The sequence below is a fragment of the Vescimonas coprocola genome (genome assembly GCF_018408575.1).
GTDB lineage: Bacteria > Bacillota > Clostridia > Oscillospirales > Oscillospiraceae > Vescimonas > Vescimonas coprocola.
The window spans coordinates 2450992-2466611 of the sequence record NZ_AP023418.1; the positions used below are offsets into that span (position 1 = coordinate 2450992).

The following is a 15620-nucleotide window of genomic DNA, read 5'->3' on the forward strand; positions in this document are numbered from 1 at the left end:
GATGCCGGAGGGCTTCCTCGCTGTGGTGGGGTGAAAACCAGACCCTCCGGCCCAGCCGGAGGGTCTGATTTTTGGTTTTCTGGGGTGCCATTGGGGGTATGGCAGGAAAAGCATTGCCGAATGGAGGGCGCTGCTATGGGGCGTGCGGTATGGTGCGGCTTTGCGATGTTAGAGTCTTGCGGGAAAGGCGGTTTTGCGGCAGACGAAGTATGGCGGGGTTGGTCAGAGGGTGATGGTGCCGTCGGCGGTTTGGGCCTGCGCCAGAAGGGGCTGGCAGCGCTCTAAGAACCGGGCCACCTGCTGGGGACAGCGGCCGATGTAGCGCCGGGGATCCATGAGAGCCTCCAGCTCCGGACGGGTCAGGCCGAAGGCCGGGTCGGCGGCCAGCCGGTCCAGCAGGTCGCAGGGATGTCCCTCCTTCATGCGGGCCGTGGCGGCCATAGAGTGACGGCGGATGACCTCATGGAGCTGCTGGCGGTCGCCGCCCCGCTTCACGGCCTCCATCATCAGGTTTTCGGTGGCCATGAAGGGCAGGTACTCCCGGAGAGTGCGATCCACCACCGTCTCGTTGACCCGAAGGCCCGATGCTACGTTCTGGCACAGCCGCAGGATGGCGTCGGCGCAGAGGAATCCCTCCGGCAGGGCGATGCGGCGGTTGGCGGAGTCGTCCAGCGTGCGCTCCATCCACTGGGCGGAGGCAGTCATAGGGGCGTTCATGGCATCGGCCATGAGGTAGCGGCTCAGGGAGCAGATGCGCTCGCAGCGCATGGGGTTGCGTTTGTAGGCCATGGCGGAGGAGCCGATCTGGCTGTCCTCAAAGGGCTCCTCCAGCTGGCGATCGTGCTGCAGCAGGCGGATGTCTCCGGCCATGCGATAGGCGCTCTGGGCGATGGAGCTGAGGCAGCTCAGGATACGGCTGTCCACCTTGCGGGGGTAGGTCTGGCCGCACACGGGGAAGCACTCCGAAAAGCCGAACTCGGCGGCGATGCGGCGGTTCATCTCGTCGATCTTCTCCTCGTCGCCGTCGAAGAGATCCATGAAGCTGGCCTCGGTGCCGGTGGTGCCACGGCAGCCCAGAAATTTCAGGCCGGAGAGCAGGGCGTCCAGCTCCTCCACGTCGGAGAGGAAGTCCTGCATCCACAGGGTGGCCCGCTTGCCCACCGTCACCGGCTGGGCGGGCTGATAGTGGGTGTAGCCCAAGGTGGGGACGGCGGCATAGCGCCGGGCGAAGGTGGCCAGATCCGCCAGCACCGACAGCAGCTGACCCCGGAGATAGCGCAGACCGTCCCGGTAGAGGATCAGATCGGCGTTGTCGGTGACGTAGCAGCTGGTGGCCCCCAGATGGAGGATGCCGGCGGCCGACGGGGCCGCCTTGCCGTAGGCGTAGACGTGGGCCATGACGTCATGGCGCACCTCCCGCTCCCGTGCGGCGGCCACCTCGTAGTCGATGTCGGTGACGTGGGCCTCCAGCTCCTGCACCTGCCGGGCGGTGATGGGCAGGCCCAGCTGATGCTGCGCTCGAGCCAGCGCCACCCATAGGCGGCGCCAGGTCTGGAAGCGGCTGTCCGGCGAGAACAGGTGCAGCATATAGGGGGAGGCGTAGCGAGACGCCAGCGGGGAGGTGTATACGTCGTTTGCCATAGGGATGCTCCTTTGGTGATGTTGGCGGGCAGGCTGGCCCGGTGGTTATCGAAGAATGAGGCTGTCCCGCTCAGCGCCCACGGAGACGTAGCCAATGCGGCAGCCGATGGCCTGCTCCACATAGGTCACATAGTCACGGGCGGCCTGGGGTAGTGCCTCCCAAGTGCGGACGCCGGAGATGTCGCAGTGCCAGCCGGGGAGGTACTCCGTCACGGGCTTGGCCTGATCCAGCAGAACCGGGAAGGGGAACTCGTGGGTGATCTGGCCGTCCACCTCGTAGGCAGCGCAGACGGGGATGCGCTCCATGTAGCTGAGGACATCCAGCTTGGTGAGGGCAATGTTGGTGGCGCCCTGCATCCGGACACCGTAGCGGGAGGCCACCAGATCGATAGGGCCTACCCGGCGGGGACGGCCTGTCTTGGCACCGTACTCGTCGCCGGCCTCCCGCAGTTCCTCGGCCTCCGGGCCGAACCACTCGCAGGTGAAGGGGCCTTCCCCCACGCAGGAGGAGTAGGCCTTCACCACGCCCACCACCTCGTCCAGCTTGGCACCGGGCAGCCCGGAGCCCACGGGGGCGTAGGCGGCGATGGTATTGGAGGAGGTGGTATAGGGGTAGATGCCGAAGTCCAGATCCCGCAGAGCGCCCAGCTGGCCCTCGAAGAGGATGGACTTGCCGTCTGCCTGCGCCTGCCGCAGCCAAGCGCCGGTGTCAGCGATGAAAGGACGGATGGCTCCGCCGAAGCGATCCAGCCATGCCAGCAGCTGCTCCATGGTGTAGCCCTGAGCACCGTAGACCTCCCGGAGGATCAGGTTCTTCCACTCCAACAGGTCCTGCAGATGGGCCTTCAGGTGCTCCGGGTACAGCAGTTCCCCGGCCTGAATGGTCTTTTTCTGGTATTTATCGGAATAGAAGGGGGCGATGCCCTGCTTGGTGGAGCCGTACTGCTTGTCCTTGAGACGGGCCTCCTCCAGTGCATCCAGCTCCCGGTGCCACGGCAGCAGCAGGGAGGCTCGGTCGCTGACCAGCAGGTTTTCCGGGGAAATGGGCACTCCGGCGGCCCGCAGCGTCTCGATCTCCGACAGGAGATTTTCGCAGTCCAGCGCCACGCCGTTGCCGAGGATGTTCATGACCCCTTTGTGGAAAACGCCGGAGGGCAGCAGGTGCAGGGCAAACTTGCCCATGTCGTTGATGACGGTGTGGCCGGCGTTGCCGCCACCCTGATACCGGACCACGACGTCAAACCGCTGGGATAGGTAATCCACCATGCGGCCCTTGCCCTCGTCGCCCCAGTTGATGCCTACGATTGCACAATTTGCCATAGATACTGCCTCCTGACTTGGTGTTAAAAGCGAGTTTTTTCAAACAACAGCTTATTATAGGCGCACCGGAGGCATAGGGGAAGTATAGGTTTGAAATGATTGACATAAGTGAACCTAATGATTTGGCGCATCGAAAATGCACCGGCGGGGGAAGGAAAATCAGGGACACACAGCGCCCTCCGGTGGGGTCAGGGGAGGAGCGTCAGCCCCAGAAAAAAGCAGGGCTGCGCCGCCATTGACTTCCGTCCGTCCGTTTCGCTTTTTGGCAGACAAGGCGGCGATTGCCGCCGATTTCCATTTGGGAAATGGCGCTTGCTAACATAGGAAACGGAGAATAGTAAGCACAGCAAGTGTAGCTACACTTGCAAAATCCGGCGTGGTACGACCGGGATTTCCTTGCAGAATAGCAAGCAAATCCGGTGAGTACCCACATCGGAGCTTGCCATTCTGGCAAGCAATGCACGGCGGTACCCACTTCGCATTACCTGCCAACTGCGAAACGCACTTAGCAAGCAATGCTCGTGTTTATACACCCGTGCAATCTTGTTGGGGAAATGCCCCAAACCCCTGAACGATTTCAGAGAAATCGGCTGCGCTCCATCTTGAAAAGCGAGTCAGGGATTTTTCGGCTCACGGCGTTCAGGCAAATTCGGTTTTTCCTCATATCCGTCGATTGCCACTTGACGAAGGTAAGCGCTCATATTCTCTATCCCAAGCTGTGCCATCCTCGCCTTTATCAAGCTGAGTTCTTTTTCATCTACGAAGAATTTGACCTGTATCGGTCGCTTGCGATTCCTGTTGTCTGGCATAGGTGTCTCTCTCACTCATAACTGACAAAATCCTGCTCAACCAGCGCATAATCAACCGATGATTGAAGCCGACCGAACTGGTCTTTCCAAGAATCGATATTGGTTCGTACCTTGCGGAAACCAAGTGATTCGTAAACGTGCTGCGCTCTTGTGTTTGTCAAGTTCGTATCGAGGATGATTTTGGCATAGCCGTTTCTGAACAGCCAACTGATCAGCATACTCAAAACCTTCCTGCCAACACCACGGTTCTGACAATCGGTTTCGCAGATCTTAATGCCAATTTCTGCAACTCCATCTGACGCATTGTGGTAATTGCACTCGCCAATCAGACGGTCGCTTTCTTCAACGACCAGAAGACCATTTCTAAGCCCTTTTACAACTTCTTCCTCGGTCGTTCCCAGGCCGTTGGGAAAGCCTGCGTGTGCCATCACAGCACCATCATTCCACCAAGCGGCAAGCTGCTTCGCATCGGTAACCTCGGCTTGGCGGATTGTTAGGTTTTTATGTTGTATTCTCACTTGGTTACTCCTTGCCCTGTCTCCCGACTGTTAGTGTGTACACACACTATATCACAAGGATAGCTCTGTTTTCAATACGATACCCAGAATTTATCGCCCTAAAATATAACTTTTCCACGAATATAAGCTGATTTTCAGTTTCCCCAGTGTCGAACATACTCTGCATCGAAATACCCACCTATCGACTTTACGGTTTTGAGGGGTATTTTGTACGACCGTAAATATACGCACTCCCCAGCGAACGGTATCCGCTATGCAGCGATTCGCTGTTTCACAAAAGAACCACGCAGAGGCGATAACTATTTCACCCTTTTTTTCTGTCCTTACCTTTCAGAACAGAAAATAGGCGATTTTCAGCCCTTAGCTGTACAAAAACAGGCAGCACCCAACCGAAGTTGAGTGCCGCCTGTTTTGTTGTCCAATCCTGCTTGGCAGATGCCGATTTTGTAGTTTTCTCAGATTGCTGTCTTATCGGCACACAGCATATGCCGCAAGATCTTTAGGAAGGGTATTGACCACAGCTATTATAAGGGATATACGACGTTTCAGGCAGAAACCCTGTAACACACAAGTAGAATCTATCTGCAAAGCGGACACAAAAACAAATGGGGATGTGCCGTAATGGCACATACCCACTTGTAAACGATCCAGCCCGATAACTGACCATTTGTTTCTCGAATCCTATTTTATAGAACAGCCACATGAAAATGACCTCACGTCAATTCAGCAGCTTCGATTTGAAATACGACGTTTCCCAGCATCAGCGGTTATGGCGGGACAAGGCACCTTAAGGCTGGCGAACCGAATCATATTGCTCCAAGGCCTTGAGATAGGCATCGTAGGCTGCTTCCAAGGAGGAATATTCTTTTCCTTTTTTCAGGGTTTGCGTATACTGGTTCGGCGTAAGCGATTCCGAGATGGTGACATAGTCTTTGCCATTCCGCTTGCCGGTCGTGGTTTCGGAAACATAATATTTTCCGTCACCGGTCTGGATGATTACGGGGATGCTCTTTCCGGCGCCGACTTTGTCAGTGTTCAGAGAGGTCCAGAAGAGATACCGCTTTGCCTCTTGCCCGTCTTTCCCGTTGCCAAGATAGGCCCAGGTACAGTCCGGCTGCTGTAAAAGACTGTTGTCCAGCTTTTCGATCGCTTCGGAAATAGCCGGGATATATTCCGAGTCTGGGCATCTGGAGTCAAACTCAAAATTTGTATTGTTCTTTATGCTGCCGTTTTTCCAGAAAGCTGTATCATATAGAAGTGAGAAGAAATCCGTTATGCTTGTATTAAACGGGTATTCAGGCGTAGTCGGGTCGGCCTTTCCGCTCCAGGTGAGAATGATTCCGTAATCTTCATGATATGACACAACGCAGGTTCCGTTCGGCGCAGCAACGCCTTTCCAATTATCTGTGTCCCCTTGCTTTTTGTAGTGGACGATACCGCCGATATTCACGGGGTCCAATGATTGCCAGTCGGCCTGCTTCTGCGTCAGGTCAACCGTCACGGTGATCTCCGAATTTCCGAGCAGTGCCTCTGTGGATACCTGTGCATAAGCAGAGCGTACATTTGTAAGATCCGTCGCTTCTCTGGTTTTTTCAAGCTGTGATGAAAATAACGGGATCGCAATCGCAATCAATACAGCGATGATCGCAATGACGATCAGCATTTCCATCAATGTAAATCCGGTTTTGATTCGTTTCACTATAATCCCTGCTTTATCTTGGGTATTTTTATCCGCTCATTTTACCATAATTCTGCGATGTTTGCAACGAGAAAGCTGCATAATTAAAAATCATTTCGTCGAGGATAATATCTGGACAATGGACAGCGATGGTGAGTTGCGGCTGACGATCATGGCGACCCTTGCCCAAGAGGAAAGCCGCAAAAAGCCGCTGATTTCATAGTGAAACCAGCGGCTTGATTTGCGGTGTGTTCAGCTGAAAATGGGCAAAAAACTTCATGCCTGAGCACCGCACCACGGAAATGCGCAAATGCCGGCGCATGAAGTTTTTGTGCATCATTTCCGGTTGCCCCACAGGGGCGAGGAAATGGCACATTTCTTATTTTTGCCATGCAAAAGCATGGCAAAAATAACGGTCACACAATCCAAAGGGACTGTGTGACCGTATTTATATCAGTTGTTTTGCCTACGCTGCTGTGTCAACTTCTTATTGGCGCTGTTCGCGGATGGCAGCCTGCGCGGCGGCCAGACGGGCGATAGGCACACGGAAGGGGGAGCAGGACACATAGTCCAGACCCACACGGTGGCAGAACTCCACAGAGCTGGGATCGCCGCCGTGTTCGCCGCAGATGCCCAGATGCAGGTCGGGGCGGGTGGCACGGCCCAGCTTGGCGGCCATTTCCACCAGCTTGCCCACGCCCACCTGATCCAGCTTGGCGAAGGGATCGTTCTCGTAGATCTTCTTGTCGTAGTAGGCGCCCAGGAACTTGCCGGCGTCATCACGGCTGAAGCCGAAGGTCATCTGAGTCAGGTCGTTGGTGCCGAAGGAGAAGAACTCGGCCTCCTTGGCGATATCGTCGGCGGTGAGGGCGGCACGGGGGATCTCGATCATGGTACCTACCAGATACTTCATCTTCATACCGGCGGCGGCCAGCTCCTCGTCGGCGGTCTTGACCACCACGCTCTTGACGTACTTCAGCTCCTTCACCTCACCCACCAGCGGGATCATGATCTCAGGCACCATGTTCCAGTCGGGGTGACGCTTCTGGACATGGATGGCGGCACGGATGACGGCACGGGTCTGCATGACGGCGATCTCCGGGAAGGTGACGGCCAGACGGCAGCCGCGGTGACCCATCATGGGGTTGAACTCGTGCAGGGAGGCGATGATGGCCTTGATCTCGGCCACGCTCTTGCCCATATCCTTGGCCAGCAGCTCGATGTCGGCCTCCTCGGTGGGGACGAACTCGTGCAGGGGGGGATCCAGGAAACGGATGGTGACGGGATTGCCCTCCATGGCCTCGTAGATACCCTCGAAGTCGCCCTGCTGCATGGGCAGCAGCTTGGCCAGAGCCTTCTCACGCTGCTCCACGGTGTCGGAGCAGATCATCTCACGGATGGCGGCGATGCGGTCGCCCTCGAAGAACATATGCTCGGTGCGGCACAGGCCGATGCCCTGAGCACCCAGCTCACGGGCCTTGGCGGCGTCGTGGGGGGTGTCGGCATTGGTGCGGACCTTCAGGCGGCGGAACTTATCGGCCCAGCCCATGATGCGGCCGAAGTCGCCGCTGACGCTGGCGTCCACGGTGGGCATAGCGCCGTCGTAGATGTTGCCGGTGGAGCCGTCCAGGCTCAGCCAGTCGCCTTCGTGATAGGTCTTGCCGGCCAGCGTGAACTGCTTGTTCTCCTCGTCCATGACGATGGCGCCGCAGCCGGAGACGCAGCACTTGCCCATACCACGGGCCACTACGGCGGCGTGGCTGGTCATACCACCACGGACCGTCAGGATGCCCTGTGCGGCCTTCATGCCCTCGATGTCCTCGGGAGAGGTCTCCAGACGGACCAGAACCACCTTCTCACCACGGGCGGCCCACTCCTTGGCATCCTCGGCGGTGTAGACGATCTTGCCGCAGGCAGCGCCGGGAGAGGCGGGCAGAGCCTTGCCCACGGGGGTGGCGGCCTTCAGAGCGGCGGCGTCGAACTGGGGATGCAGCAGGGTATCCAGATTGCGGGGATCGATCATGGCCACGGCCTGCTGCTCGGAGATCATGCCCTCGTCCACCAGATCGCAGGCGATCTTCAGAGCGGCGGGAGCGGTGCGCTTGCCGTTACGGGTCTGGAGCATATACAGCTTGCCGTGTTCTACGGTAAACTCCATATCCTGCATATCCCGGTAGTGATCCTCCAGCGTGTGGCAGACCTCCACGAACTGGGCATAGGCCTCCGGGAACTTCTCGGCCATCTGGTCGATGGGCATGGGGGTACGGACACCGGCCACCACGTCCTCGCCCTGGGCGTTGGTCAGGAACTCGCCCATGAGCTTCTTCTCGCCGGTGGCGGGGTTGCGGGTAAAGGCCACGCCGGTGCCGCAGTCATCGCCCATGTTGCCGAAGGCCATGGACTGGACGTTGACGGCGGTACCCCAGGAGTAGGGGATGTCATTGTCACGGCGATAGACGTTGGCACGGGGATTGTCCCAGCTGCGGAACACGGCCTTAATGGCACCCAGCAGCTGCTCCTTGGGATCGGTGGGGAAGTCCTGACCGATCTTGGACTTGTACTCGGCCTTGAACTGGCCGGCCAGCTCCTTCAGGTCCTCGGCGGTGAGCTCCACGTCCTGAGTGACGCCCTTCTTGGACTTCATCTCGTCAATGAGCTGCTCGAAATACTTCTTGCCCACCTCCATGACCACGTCAGAGTACATCTGGATGAAACGGCGATAGCAGTCCCAGGCCCAGCGGGGGTTATTGGACTTCTCTGCAATGACCGCCACCACGTCCTCGTTGAGACCCAGATTCAGGATGGTGTCCATCATACCGGGCATGGAGGCCCGTGCGCCGGAACGGACGGAGACCAGCAGGGGATTCTCGTGATCGCCGAACTTCTTGCCGGTGATCTTCTCCATCTTCTCAATATATTCCATGATCTCGGCCATGATCTCGTCGTTGATCTGGCGGCCGTCCTCATAGTACTGGGTGCAGGCCTCGGTGGTGATGGTGAAGCCCTGCGGCACAGGCAGACCAATATTGGTCATTTCCGCCAGATTGGCGCCCTTACCGCCCAGCAGCTCACGCATCTGTGCGTTGCCCTCTGTGAACAGGTAACAATACTTCTTACTCATGCAGATTCCTCCATCTATCATTATAGTTGTACCGAATGTTGAGAACAACCTTATTATAGCAAAAAAAGCTTCAAAAGCAAGCATGGATTCCAGAATTTTTCCGGTTTTTTTTCGTTTTTCTTCGGGCGGCCCTCCGCTGCCGGATATTTCCGCAAAAAACAGAAACTCACACCTTGCGGCATTTGCCGCCTTTGTGCTATACTAAGATATTATATTGGGTGCATAGGCCATCCGGTATGGCAGGGGAGGGCAGAGACGGCATGGAAGAACTGATCCCGGAAAACAGCACACTGGCCCGGCGCATCCGTGCGGCGGCCTCCAAGGGGACGCTGAGCCACGCCGCCATTCTCTCCGGCAGCGGAGATCGCATGGCCGCCGCCCGCTACTTCGCCGCCGCACTGGAGTGCGAGGGAGAGGGGGAGCGTCCCTGCCTGCGGTGCCGCCAGTGCCGCAAGGTACTGGAGGACATCCACCCCGACGTGGTAACGGTGCGGGACGACGGACACAAGGAGCTGCCGGTGGAGCTGGTGCGCCAGCTGCGGCAGGATGTGTATATCCGCCCCAACGACGGCGCCCGGAAGGTGTATATCTTTGCCGACTGCGGCCAGCTGAACCAGCGGGATCAGAACGTGCTGCTGAAGATCGTGGAGGAGGGACCGGCCTACGCCGCCTTCCTGTTCTGCGCCGAGAAGGCGGCGGCTCTGCTGCCCACCATCCGCTCCCGCTGCGTGGAGTGGAAGGTGGCCGGACAGCCGGAGACACCGGAGATGGAGCAGGCCAGAGGGCTGTGCCGGGTGCTGGCGCAGGGAAAGACCCTCCCGGCGGCCCAGTGGCTGGTATCGCTGGAGAACCGCCGCATCAAGCGGGAGCAGCTGCAGGAGCTTTTGCAGGATGCGTGGCTCCTGACGGCGCAGGCCCTGCTGCTTCAGGCGGGGAAGCCGGAGGACGGCACCCTGCCGGAGGAGGCAGCGCTGTTGAGCCGGAGCCTCTCCTCCCGGCGGCTGGAGGGCCTGTCGGCCCTGTTGCGGCAGTACAGCGCCGACTGCGCCTATAATGTGGGGGCGGGCCATGTGCTGGGGGCGCTGTGCGCCCAGTGGGAGCGGCTGCTCCACGCCACCCGCTGACCTCGGGCGCAGAATGGCACCTATATGGAAAAACGATCCCGATACGAAAGGATGAAGGATATGACAGAAGTCATCAGTGTCCGCTTTCGAGGCGGCTGTAAGACCTATTATTTTGACCCTCGTGGCGTTCAGGTGACGGCGGGGGAGCACGTGATCGTGGAGACGGCGCAGGGGCTGGAGTATGCCCAGTGTGCCGAGGGAAACCACGAGGTGCCGGACGAGCAGGTGGTGGAGCCCTTCCGCCCCATGGTCCGCATTGCCACCGACCATGACCGCCGGGTGCTGGAGCGCAACCGGGCCAGAGAGAAGGAAGCCTTCGACGTGTGCCAGAAGAAAATCCTCCAGCACAAGCTGGAGATGAAGCTGGTGCGGGTGGAGTGCAGTTTTGACGGCAACAAGATCCTGTTCTTCTTCACCGCTGATGGCCGGGTGGACTTCCGGGAGCTGGTGAAGGATCTGGCCTCTGCCTTCCGGGCCCGCATCGAACTGCGGCAGATCGGCGTCCGGGACGAGGCAAAGATGCTGGGCGGCCTGGGGATCTGCGGCCGGCCCTTCTGCTGCGCCCAGTTTCTGGACGATTTCATGCCCGTCTCCATCAAGATGGCCAAGACCCAGAGTCTGTCTCTGAACCCCACGAAAATTTCCGGCACCTGCGGGCGGCTCATGTGCTGCCTGAAATATGAGCAGGAGGCCTATGAGGACGCACTGAAGCGTCTGCCCAAGAACGATTCCTTTGTCCAGACCCCCGACGGCCCCGGTAATGTCAGCGACGTCAACGTCCTGAAGGAGACGGTGAAGGTGCGGCTGGATGAGAAGCCGGAGGCTCCCCGGTGCTACCACAACTGCGAGGTGTGCGTCCTCCGCAACGGCAAGGGCAGCCGGGAGGGCATCGAGATCCCCAAGGAGCGGCCCGCCCGCTACGCAGAGGAGCGGCAGGAGGAATTCCCTGTCCCCGCCATCATTGCAGACTTTGCCGCCGATCGGGAGGAGCCGGAGGAGGGCCGCCGCCGCAGCCGCCGCCGCAGAGGCGGCAAGGGCAGCGAGCGTCCTGCGGAGCGTCCGGCGGAAAAGCTGGCGGAAAAGCCGGAGGAGAAGCGGCGGGAGGGCAATCGCCGCCGCCGTACCCGCAGCGGCAAGCCCGGCGCCAGCGCCATCAAGCCCTTTCCCCCCCAGCCGGATGCCAAGCCCGTGTCCCGTCAGGAGAGCCAGCGGCCCATCGAGGACGAAGGACCGAGCAACAAGCGCCCCCGGCACCGTGGAGGTCGCCGCAGAGGCGGTCAGGGTGGCGGTACGCCCAAGACGGAGGCGTGAGCCGTGGGAAAGTTTTCAGGCGTTCTGATCGCCAGCGATTATGACAATACCATGGTGTATACCGAGGGGGCGCTGAAGAGCGGCGGCCCTCTGCCCTCGGTATCGCAGGAGAACCGGGAGGCGGTGGAGTACTTCATGGCGGAGGGCGGCACCTTCTCCGTGGCCACGGGCCGGGCGCTGCCGTCCTTTTCACGGGTTCGGGAGGGCGTTCCCATGAACGGCCCCACGGTGCTCTTCAACGGCGCTGCCATCTACGACTTCGCTCAGCAGCGCTACCTGTACACGGCCTTTCTGCCGGAGTCCGTCCGGGGGCATATCTGCCGCCTGCTGGAGGACCTGCCGGAGACGGCGCTGGAGATCTATCACGACGATGACTCCATCCACGCCATCAACCCCAACGAGATCACCTATCATCACCTGCATCTGACCCACTCCCCTACAGTGGCGCTGGCCAGCATGGAGGAGGTGCCGTCTCCTATCTCCAAGCTACTGTTTGAGGAGGCGGAGCCCCGGATGACGGCCCTGCGGGAGTACATCGCCCGCCAGAGCTGGAGCACCGAGTATGAGGTGGTGCCGTCCAACCCCTATCTGCTGGAGCTGACGGCCAGGGGGGCCAACAAGGGCGGCATGGTGCGCCGTCTGGCTCAAATGCTGGAGATCCGGCAGGAGAACGTCTACTGCGTGGGCGACCACGCCAACGACATCCCCATGCTGACCTTTGCCCGCACCGCCTTTGCCCCGGCCAATGCCATTCAGCCGGTGCATGAGGTGCCGGGCATCCACATTCTGCCCAACTGCTGGGAGAACGCCATTGCGGCCATGATCGCAGAGCTGGACAAGCGGTATTGAGGAGGGAAACGGTCATGCGTGAGAGCGAACCCCTGACCCTATATGTGGTCTATACGGCCAAGCCTGGCTGCCGGGAGGCCTTCGTCCGTCAGATCGTGATGGAGGGCATTGCCGATACCATCCGTCGGGAGGAGGGCTGCATCCGCTACGACTACTATTTCTCCGCCCAGCAGGAGGATAAAATTCTGCTGGTGGAGCAGTGGCAGACGCAGGCCCATCAGCGCATCCATTTGCAGCAGCCCCACATGGCCCGCCTGCGGGAACTGAAGGAGCAATATGTGGCGGACACCCGGCTGGGCCGGGTGACGCTGGAGGAAGCGTAATATGACCCCACAGGCCGCCGCAGGCTGCGGCGGCCTGTGCTGTTTTGTGCGAAAGGAGAACACCCATGCTGTTTGATACCCATGCCCACTATGACGATGAGGCCTTTGACCCGGACCGGCGGGAGGTACTGGCGGGACTGCCCCCAAAAGGGTGTCGGGCTGGTGGTAAACCCCGGCTGCACGCTGACCTCCTCGGAGAAGGCCGTCGCATTGGCAGCGGAGTTTCCCCATGTATACGCCGCCGTGGGTCTGCACCCGGAGAACTGCCACGACTTTCAGCCAGAGCAGATAGAGCGTCTGCGGCAGCTGGCGCAGCGGGAGAAGGTGGTGGCCATCGGGGAGGTCGGACTGGACTACTACTGGGAGGAGAACCCGCCCCGTGCCTTGCAGCAGGAGGTGCTGCGGCGGCAGCTGGCGCTGGCGGAGGAGCTAAAGCTGCCGGTCATTTTCCACGACCGGGAGGCCCACGGCGACAGCCTTGCCATCGTCAGGGAGTTTCCGGCGGTGCGGGGGGTGTTCCACTGCTTTTCCGGCTCCGTGGAGATGGCGGAGGAGCTGCTGAAGCTGGGGTGGATGCTGTCCTTCAACGGGGCCATCACCTTCAAGAACGCCCGGAAGGCGCCGGAGGTCATCGCCGCCGTACCGCTGGAGCGGATGATGGTGGAGACCGACGCTCCCTATCTGACGCCGGTACCCTTCCGGGGAAAGCGCAACGACTCCGGGTATGTGCATCTGGTGGCGGAGAAGATCGCCCAGCTGAAGGGATTGCCGGCGGAACAGGTGGAGCGCCAGACGTGGGAGAACGGCGTCCGGTTCTTCGGTATCCCGCAGGAGTGAAAACGAATCAGCCCGCACGGCTTCGCCGTGCGGGCTGATTTTGCGTCTTGTCCAGAGACGAGCCTTACTGGAGGTTCAGGCGCTTTTGCAGATTGTACCACGTCAGCGTGTAGAACACGCCGCAGGCCACCAGCGTCTCGATGGAATCGATGACCAGGAACCGAGTGCCGTCCAGAAGGAGGTCGGCGCTGCCGCCGCTCTCGATGACGGTCTCGCCGATGGTCAGCTGATAGGAGAAGAAGGTCAACCCCGCCGCCTGCATGGCCAGCGAGAAGGCGATGAAAAACACCACCGACAGCAGGATCTTGTGATTGGAGAAGCTGTGGCCCAGAGCGATGGCGGCATAGACCATGAGGAATCCGGAGAACACCGTCAGGATGGCCAGCACGGCGATCCACAGGAGCAGCAGCGGACCGGGAACGCCGAAATGAAGGGACTCCGTGATGGAGGAGAGAAGTTCTCCCAGATCGCCCCAGAAGCCGGACCAGTCTGCAATGGGCAGCAGTACCAGCAGAATGGACAGCGTTACGGCCACGGCACTGGCGGCGGTGTAAATCAGGGCGGACAGCAGCTTGGCCCAGATGAGCTGGTGCCGGTTTACCGGCAGGGTGAACATCAGGTAGCCCTCGTCGGTCATGTAGTTCTTATAGAACCGATAGATCATCAGCAGCGCCGTGATGGCGCCGGTGGCCACTACGAAGATCCAGAACGCCACATTCAGCAGCCCCATCAGGACGGAGGCGGCGCCGGTACGGTAAGGATGGTCTGCCGCCAGCTTGTAAAACAGGCTGCAGCAGCCGGCGGAGGCCAGCAGCAGGGCATAAACCGGCAGCAGGATGCGGCCGGAGGCCCGAAGCTCATATTTCAGCAATTTACTCAGCATAACGGAACACCTCCCGAAACAGATCGTCTACGCTGCAGCCACGCTCCTGCCGGATCTGGTCCACGGACTGGTGCAGCACCAGTTGACCCCGGCTGATGAACACCACGTCGTCCAGGATGCGCTCCACGTCGGCAATGAGGTGGGTGGAGATGAGCAGGGTGGAGTCCGGGTGGAAGTTGGTGAGAATGGTGTGGATGATGTAGTCTCTGGTGGCGGGATCCACGCCGCCGATGGGCTCGTCCAGCAGATACAGCCGTGTGCGGCGGCTCATGACTAGAATCAGCTGCACCTTTTCCCGTGTACCCTTGGACATCTGCTTGATGCGCTGGGTGGGACTGATCTCCAGAGCCGTCAGCATATGCTCCGCCGCCTCCCGGTCGAAGTCCGGGTAGAAGTCACAGAAAAAGTCCAGCAGCTGCACCACCGTCATCCAGTCGGAGAGGTAGGTGCGCTCCGGCAGATAGGATACCAGCCTCCGGGTGTCCGGGCCGGGGGCCTTGCCGTCGATGAGCAGCTGCCCCGACGAGGGGGTCAGAAGCCCATTGGCGATCTTCAGCAGCGTGGTCTTACCGCTGCCGTTGGGGCCAAGCAGACCCACGATCCGCCCCGGCTCCAGCTGGAGGGACAGGTGGTCCAGACCCAGAGTCCGGTCGTAATATTTGGTCAGGTCCTTACATTCTAAAATAGCCATCTCTTATGCTTCCTCCTTCCAAGACCGCACCAGCTGGGCGGCCTGCTCCCGGTCGTAGCCCATGCGCTCCATACGGCGCAGAAAGGCCCCGACCTGCTGGTGGGCCAGCTCCTGTTTGGCGCTGTCGACGACAGCGGCGTCCTCGGTAACAAAGCGCCCGGCAGTGCGCTGGGTGTAGACCAGCCCCGTGCGCTCCAGCTCCGCCAGCGCCCGCTGCATGGTGTTGGGGTTGACCCCGGCCTCCGCCGCCATCTCCCGCACCGGCGGTAGCCGTCCGCCGCAGGGGAAGGTGCCGGACAGAATGGCCAGCGTCACCTGTTGGATCAGCTGGGTGTAAATGGGCTGGTCATTGCGGATATCCCATTCCATAGGCGTCCTCCTTTGCCTGTGCTGCCGATGGATCGGAGCAGTCACATCTCGACGTTCTCGCTGCCCCACCTATCAGTTCGCTTGTACTACGACAATAGTACATTAAGACAAAGGAATTGTCAAGGGGGAACATGAAAAATTCTGCG

13 protein-coding genes and 1 pseudogene are annotated in these 15620 nt (G+C 59.9%); 5 read left to right on the forward strand and 9 right to left on the reverse strand.

The genetic code is table 11. The features are described 5' to 3' along the window. Positions 1-222: 222 nt before the first annotated feature. The 6 genes from purB to ppdK all read right to left on the reverse strand — a co-directional run bounded on the left by purB (position 223) and on the right by ppdK (position 9087). Positions 223-1641, reverse strand: a complete 1419-nt coding sequence (gene purB, locus KJS28_RS11900; RefSeq protein ID WP_213541151.1) for an adenylosuccinate lyase — start codon at positions 1639-1641, stop codon at positions 223-225. A 45-nt stretch (positions 1642-1686) separates the two neighbouring features. Beyond that, positions 1687-2961, reverse strand: coding sequence for an adenylosuccinate synthase (locus KJS28_RS11905; protein WP_213541152.1), 1275 nt, complete (start codon positions 2959-2961; stop codon positions 1687-1689). Between the two features lie 614 nt (positions 2962-3575). Further along, positions 3576-3770, reverse strand: coding sequence for a plasmid mobilization protein (locus KJS28_RS11910; RefSeq protein WP_213541153.1), 195 nt, complete (start codon positions 3768-3770; stop codon positions 3576-3578). A gap of 11 nt (positions 3771-3781) precedes the next feature. Next, on the reverse strand, positions 3782-4288 hold the full coding sequence (locus KJS28_RS11915; RefSeq protein ID WP_213541154.1) for a GNAT family N-acetyltransferase: 507 nt from the start codon (positions 4286-4288) through the stop codon (positions 3782-3784). A 787-nt stretch (positions 4289-5075) separates the two neighbouring features. After that, entirely contained in the window at positions 5076-5987 is a 912-nt protein-coding gene (locus tag KJS28_RS11920) for a prepilin-type N-terminal cleavage/methylation domain-containing protein (protein ID WP_228298396.1), read from the reverse strand. Between the two features lie 466 nt (positions 5988-6453). Continuing rightward, positions 6454-9087: a pyruvate, phosphate dikinase gene (gene ppdK / locus KJS28_RS11925; RefSeq protein WP_213541155.1), complete on the reverse strand. Its 2634-nt coding sequence runs from the start codon at positions 9085-9087 to the stop codon at positions 6454-6456. A gap of 260 nt (positions 9088-9347) precedes the next feature. Here ppdK and KJS28_RS11930 point away from each other — a divergent pair, with 260 nt between their 5' ends. The 5 genes and pseudogenes from KJS28_RS11930 to KJS28_RS11950 all read left to right on the forward strand — a co-directional run bounded on the left by KJS28_RS11930 (position 9348) and on the right by KJS28_RS11950 (position 13531). Continuing rightward, complete coding sequence (locus KJS28_RS11930; RefSeq protein ID WP_213541156.1) at positions 9348-10211, forward strand: DNA polymerase III delta subunit-related protein; 864 nt, start codon at positions 9348-9350, stop codon at positions 10209-10211. A 60-nt stretch (positions 10212-10271) separates the two neighbouring features. Further along, the gene (locus tag KJS28_RS11935) at positions 10272-11522 is read left to right on the forward strand and encodes a PSP1 domain-containing protein (RefSeq protein WP_213541157.1); all 1251 of its coding nucleotides are present in this window, start codon (positions 10272-10274) and stop codon (positions 11520-11522) included. Between the two features lie 3 nt (positions 11523-11525). Then, positions 11526-12371, forward strand: coding sequence for an HAD-IIB family hydrolase (locus KJS28_RS11940; protein ID WP_213541158.1), 846 nt, complete (start codon positions 11526-11528; stop codon positions 12369-12371). Between the two features lie 14 nt (positions 12372-12385). Next, positions 12386-12694, forward strand: a complete 309-nt coding sequence (locus tag KJS28_RS11945; RefSeq protein ID WP_213541159.1) for a putative quinol monooxygenase — start codon at positions 12386-12388, stop codon at positions 12692-12694. A 65-nt stretch (positions 12695-12759) separates the two neighbouring features. Then, positions 12760-13531 (forward strand): annotated as a pseudogene (locus KJS28_RS11950) (TatD family hydrolase). 64 nt (positions 13532-13595) lie between these two features. Here the strand turns inward: KJS28_RS11950 and KJS28_RS11955 are convergent. From KJS28_RS11955 to KJS28_RS11965, 3 genes are read right to left on the reverse strand one after another with little or no spacing between them, the layout of a single operon-like run. Then, positions 13596-14414 (reverse strand): hypothetical protein, encoded by an 819-nt coding sequence (locus KJS28_RS11955; protein WP_213541160.1) that lies wholly within the window; start codon positions 14412-14414, stop codon positions 13596-13598. Then, on the reverse strand, positions 14404-15105 hold the full coding sequence (locus tag KJS28_RS11960) for an ABC transporter ATP-binding protein (RefSeq protein WP_213541161.1): 702 nt from the start codon (positions 15103-15105) through the stop codon (positions 14404-14406). Before KJS28_RS11960 ends, KJS28_RS11955 begins: the two co-directional genes overlap by 11 nt. Before the next feature lie 3 nt (positions 15106-15108). Next, the gene (locus KJS28_RS11965; RefSeq protein WP_213541162.1) at positions 15109-15474 is read right to left on the reverse strand and encodes a GntR family transcriptional regulator; all 366 of its coding nucleotides are present in this window, start codon (positions 15472-15474) and stop codon (positions 15109-15111) included. Positions 15475-15620 lie beyond the last annotated feature (146 nt).

Bases quoted from the DNA above. Each gene is read 5' to 3' on its own strand.
- KJS28_RS11905 (WP_213541152.1), bottom strand. From the start codon at position 2,961: ATGGCAAATTGTGCAATCGTAGGCATCAACTGGGGCGACGAGGGCAAG.
- purB (WP_213541151.1), bottom strand. From the start codon at position 1,641: ATGGCAAACGACGTATACACCTCCCCGCTGGCGTCTCGCTACGCCTCC.
- ppdK (WP_213541155.1), bottom strand. From the start codon at position 9,087: ATGAGTAAGAAGTATTGTTACCTGTTCACAGAGGGCAACGCACAGATG.
- KJS28_RS11930 (WP_213541156.1), top strand. From the start codon at position 9,348: ATGGAAGAACTGATCCCGGAAAACAGCACACTGGCCCGGCGCATCCGT.
- KJS28_RS11955 (WP_213541160.1), bottom strand. From the start codon at position 14,414: ATGCTGAGTAAATTGCTGAAATATGAGCTTCGGGCCTCCGGCCGCATC.
- KJS28_RS11965 (WP_213541162.1), bottom strand. From the start codon at position 15,474: ATGGAATGGGATATCCGCAATGACCAGCCCATTTACACCCAGCTGATC.
- KJS28_RS11935 (WP_213541157.1), top strand. From the start codon at position 10,272: ATGACAGAAGTCATCAGTGTCCGCTTTCGAGGCGGCTGTAAGACCTAT.
- KJS28_RS11960 (WP_213541161.1), bottom strand. From the start codon at position 15,105: ATGGCTATTTTAGAATGTAAGGACCTGACCAAATATTACGACCGGACT.
- KJS28_RS11945 (WP_213541159.1), top strand. From the start codon at position 12,386: ATGCGTGAGAGCGAACCCCTGACCCTATATGTGGTCTATACGGCCAAG.
- KJS28_RS11910 (WP_213541153.1), bottom strand. From the start codon at position 3,770: ATGCCAGACAACAGGAATCGCAAGCGACCGATACAGGTCAAATTCTTC.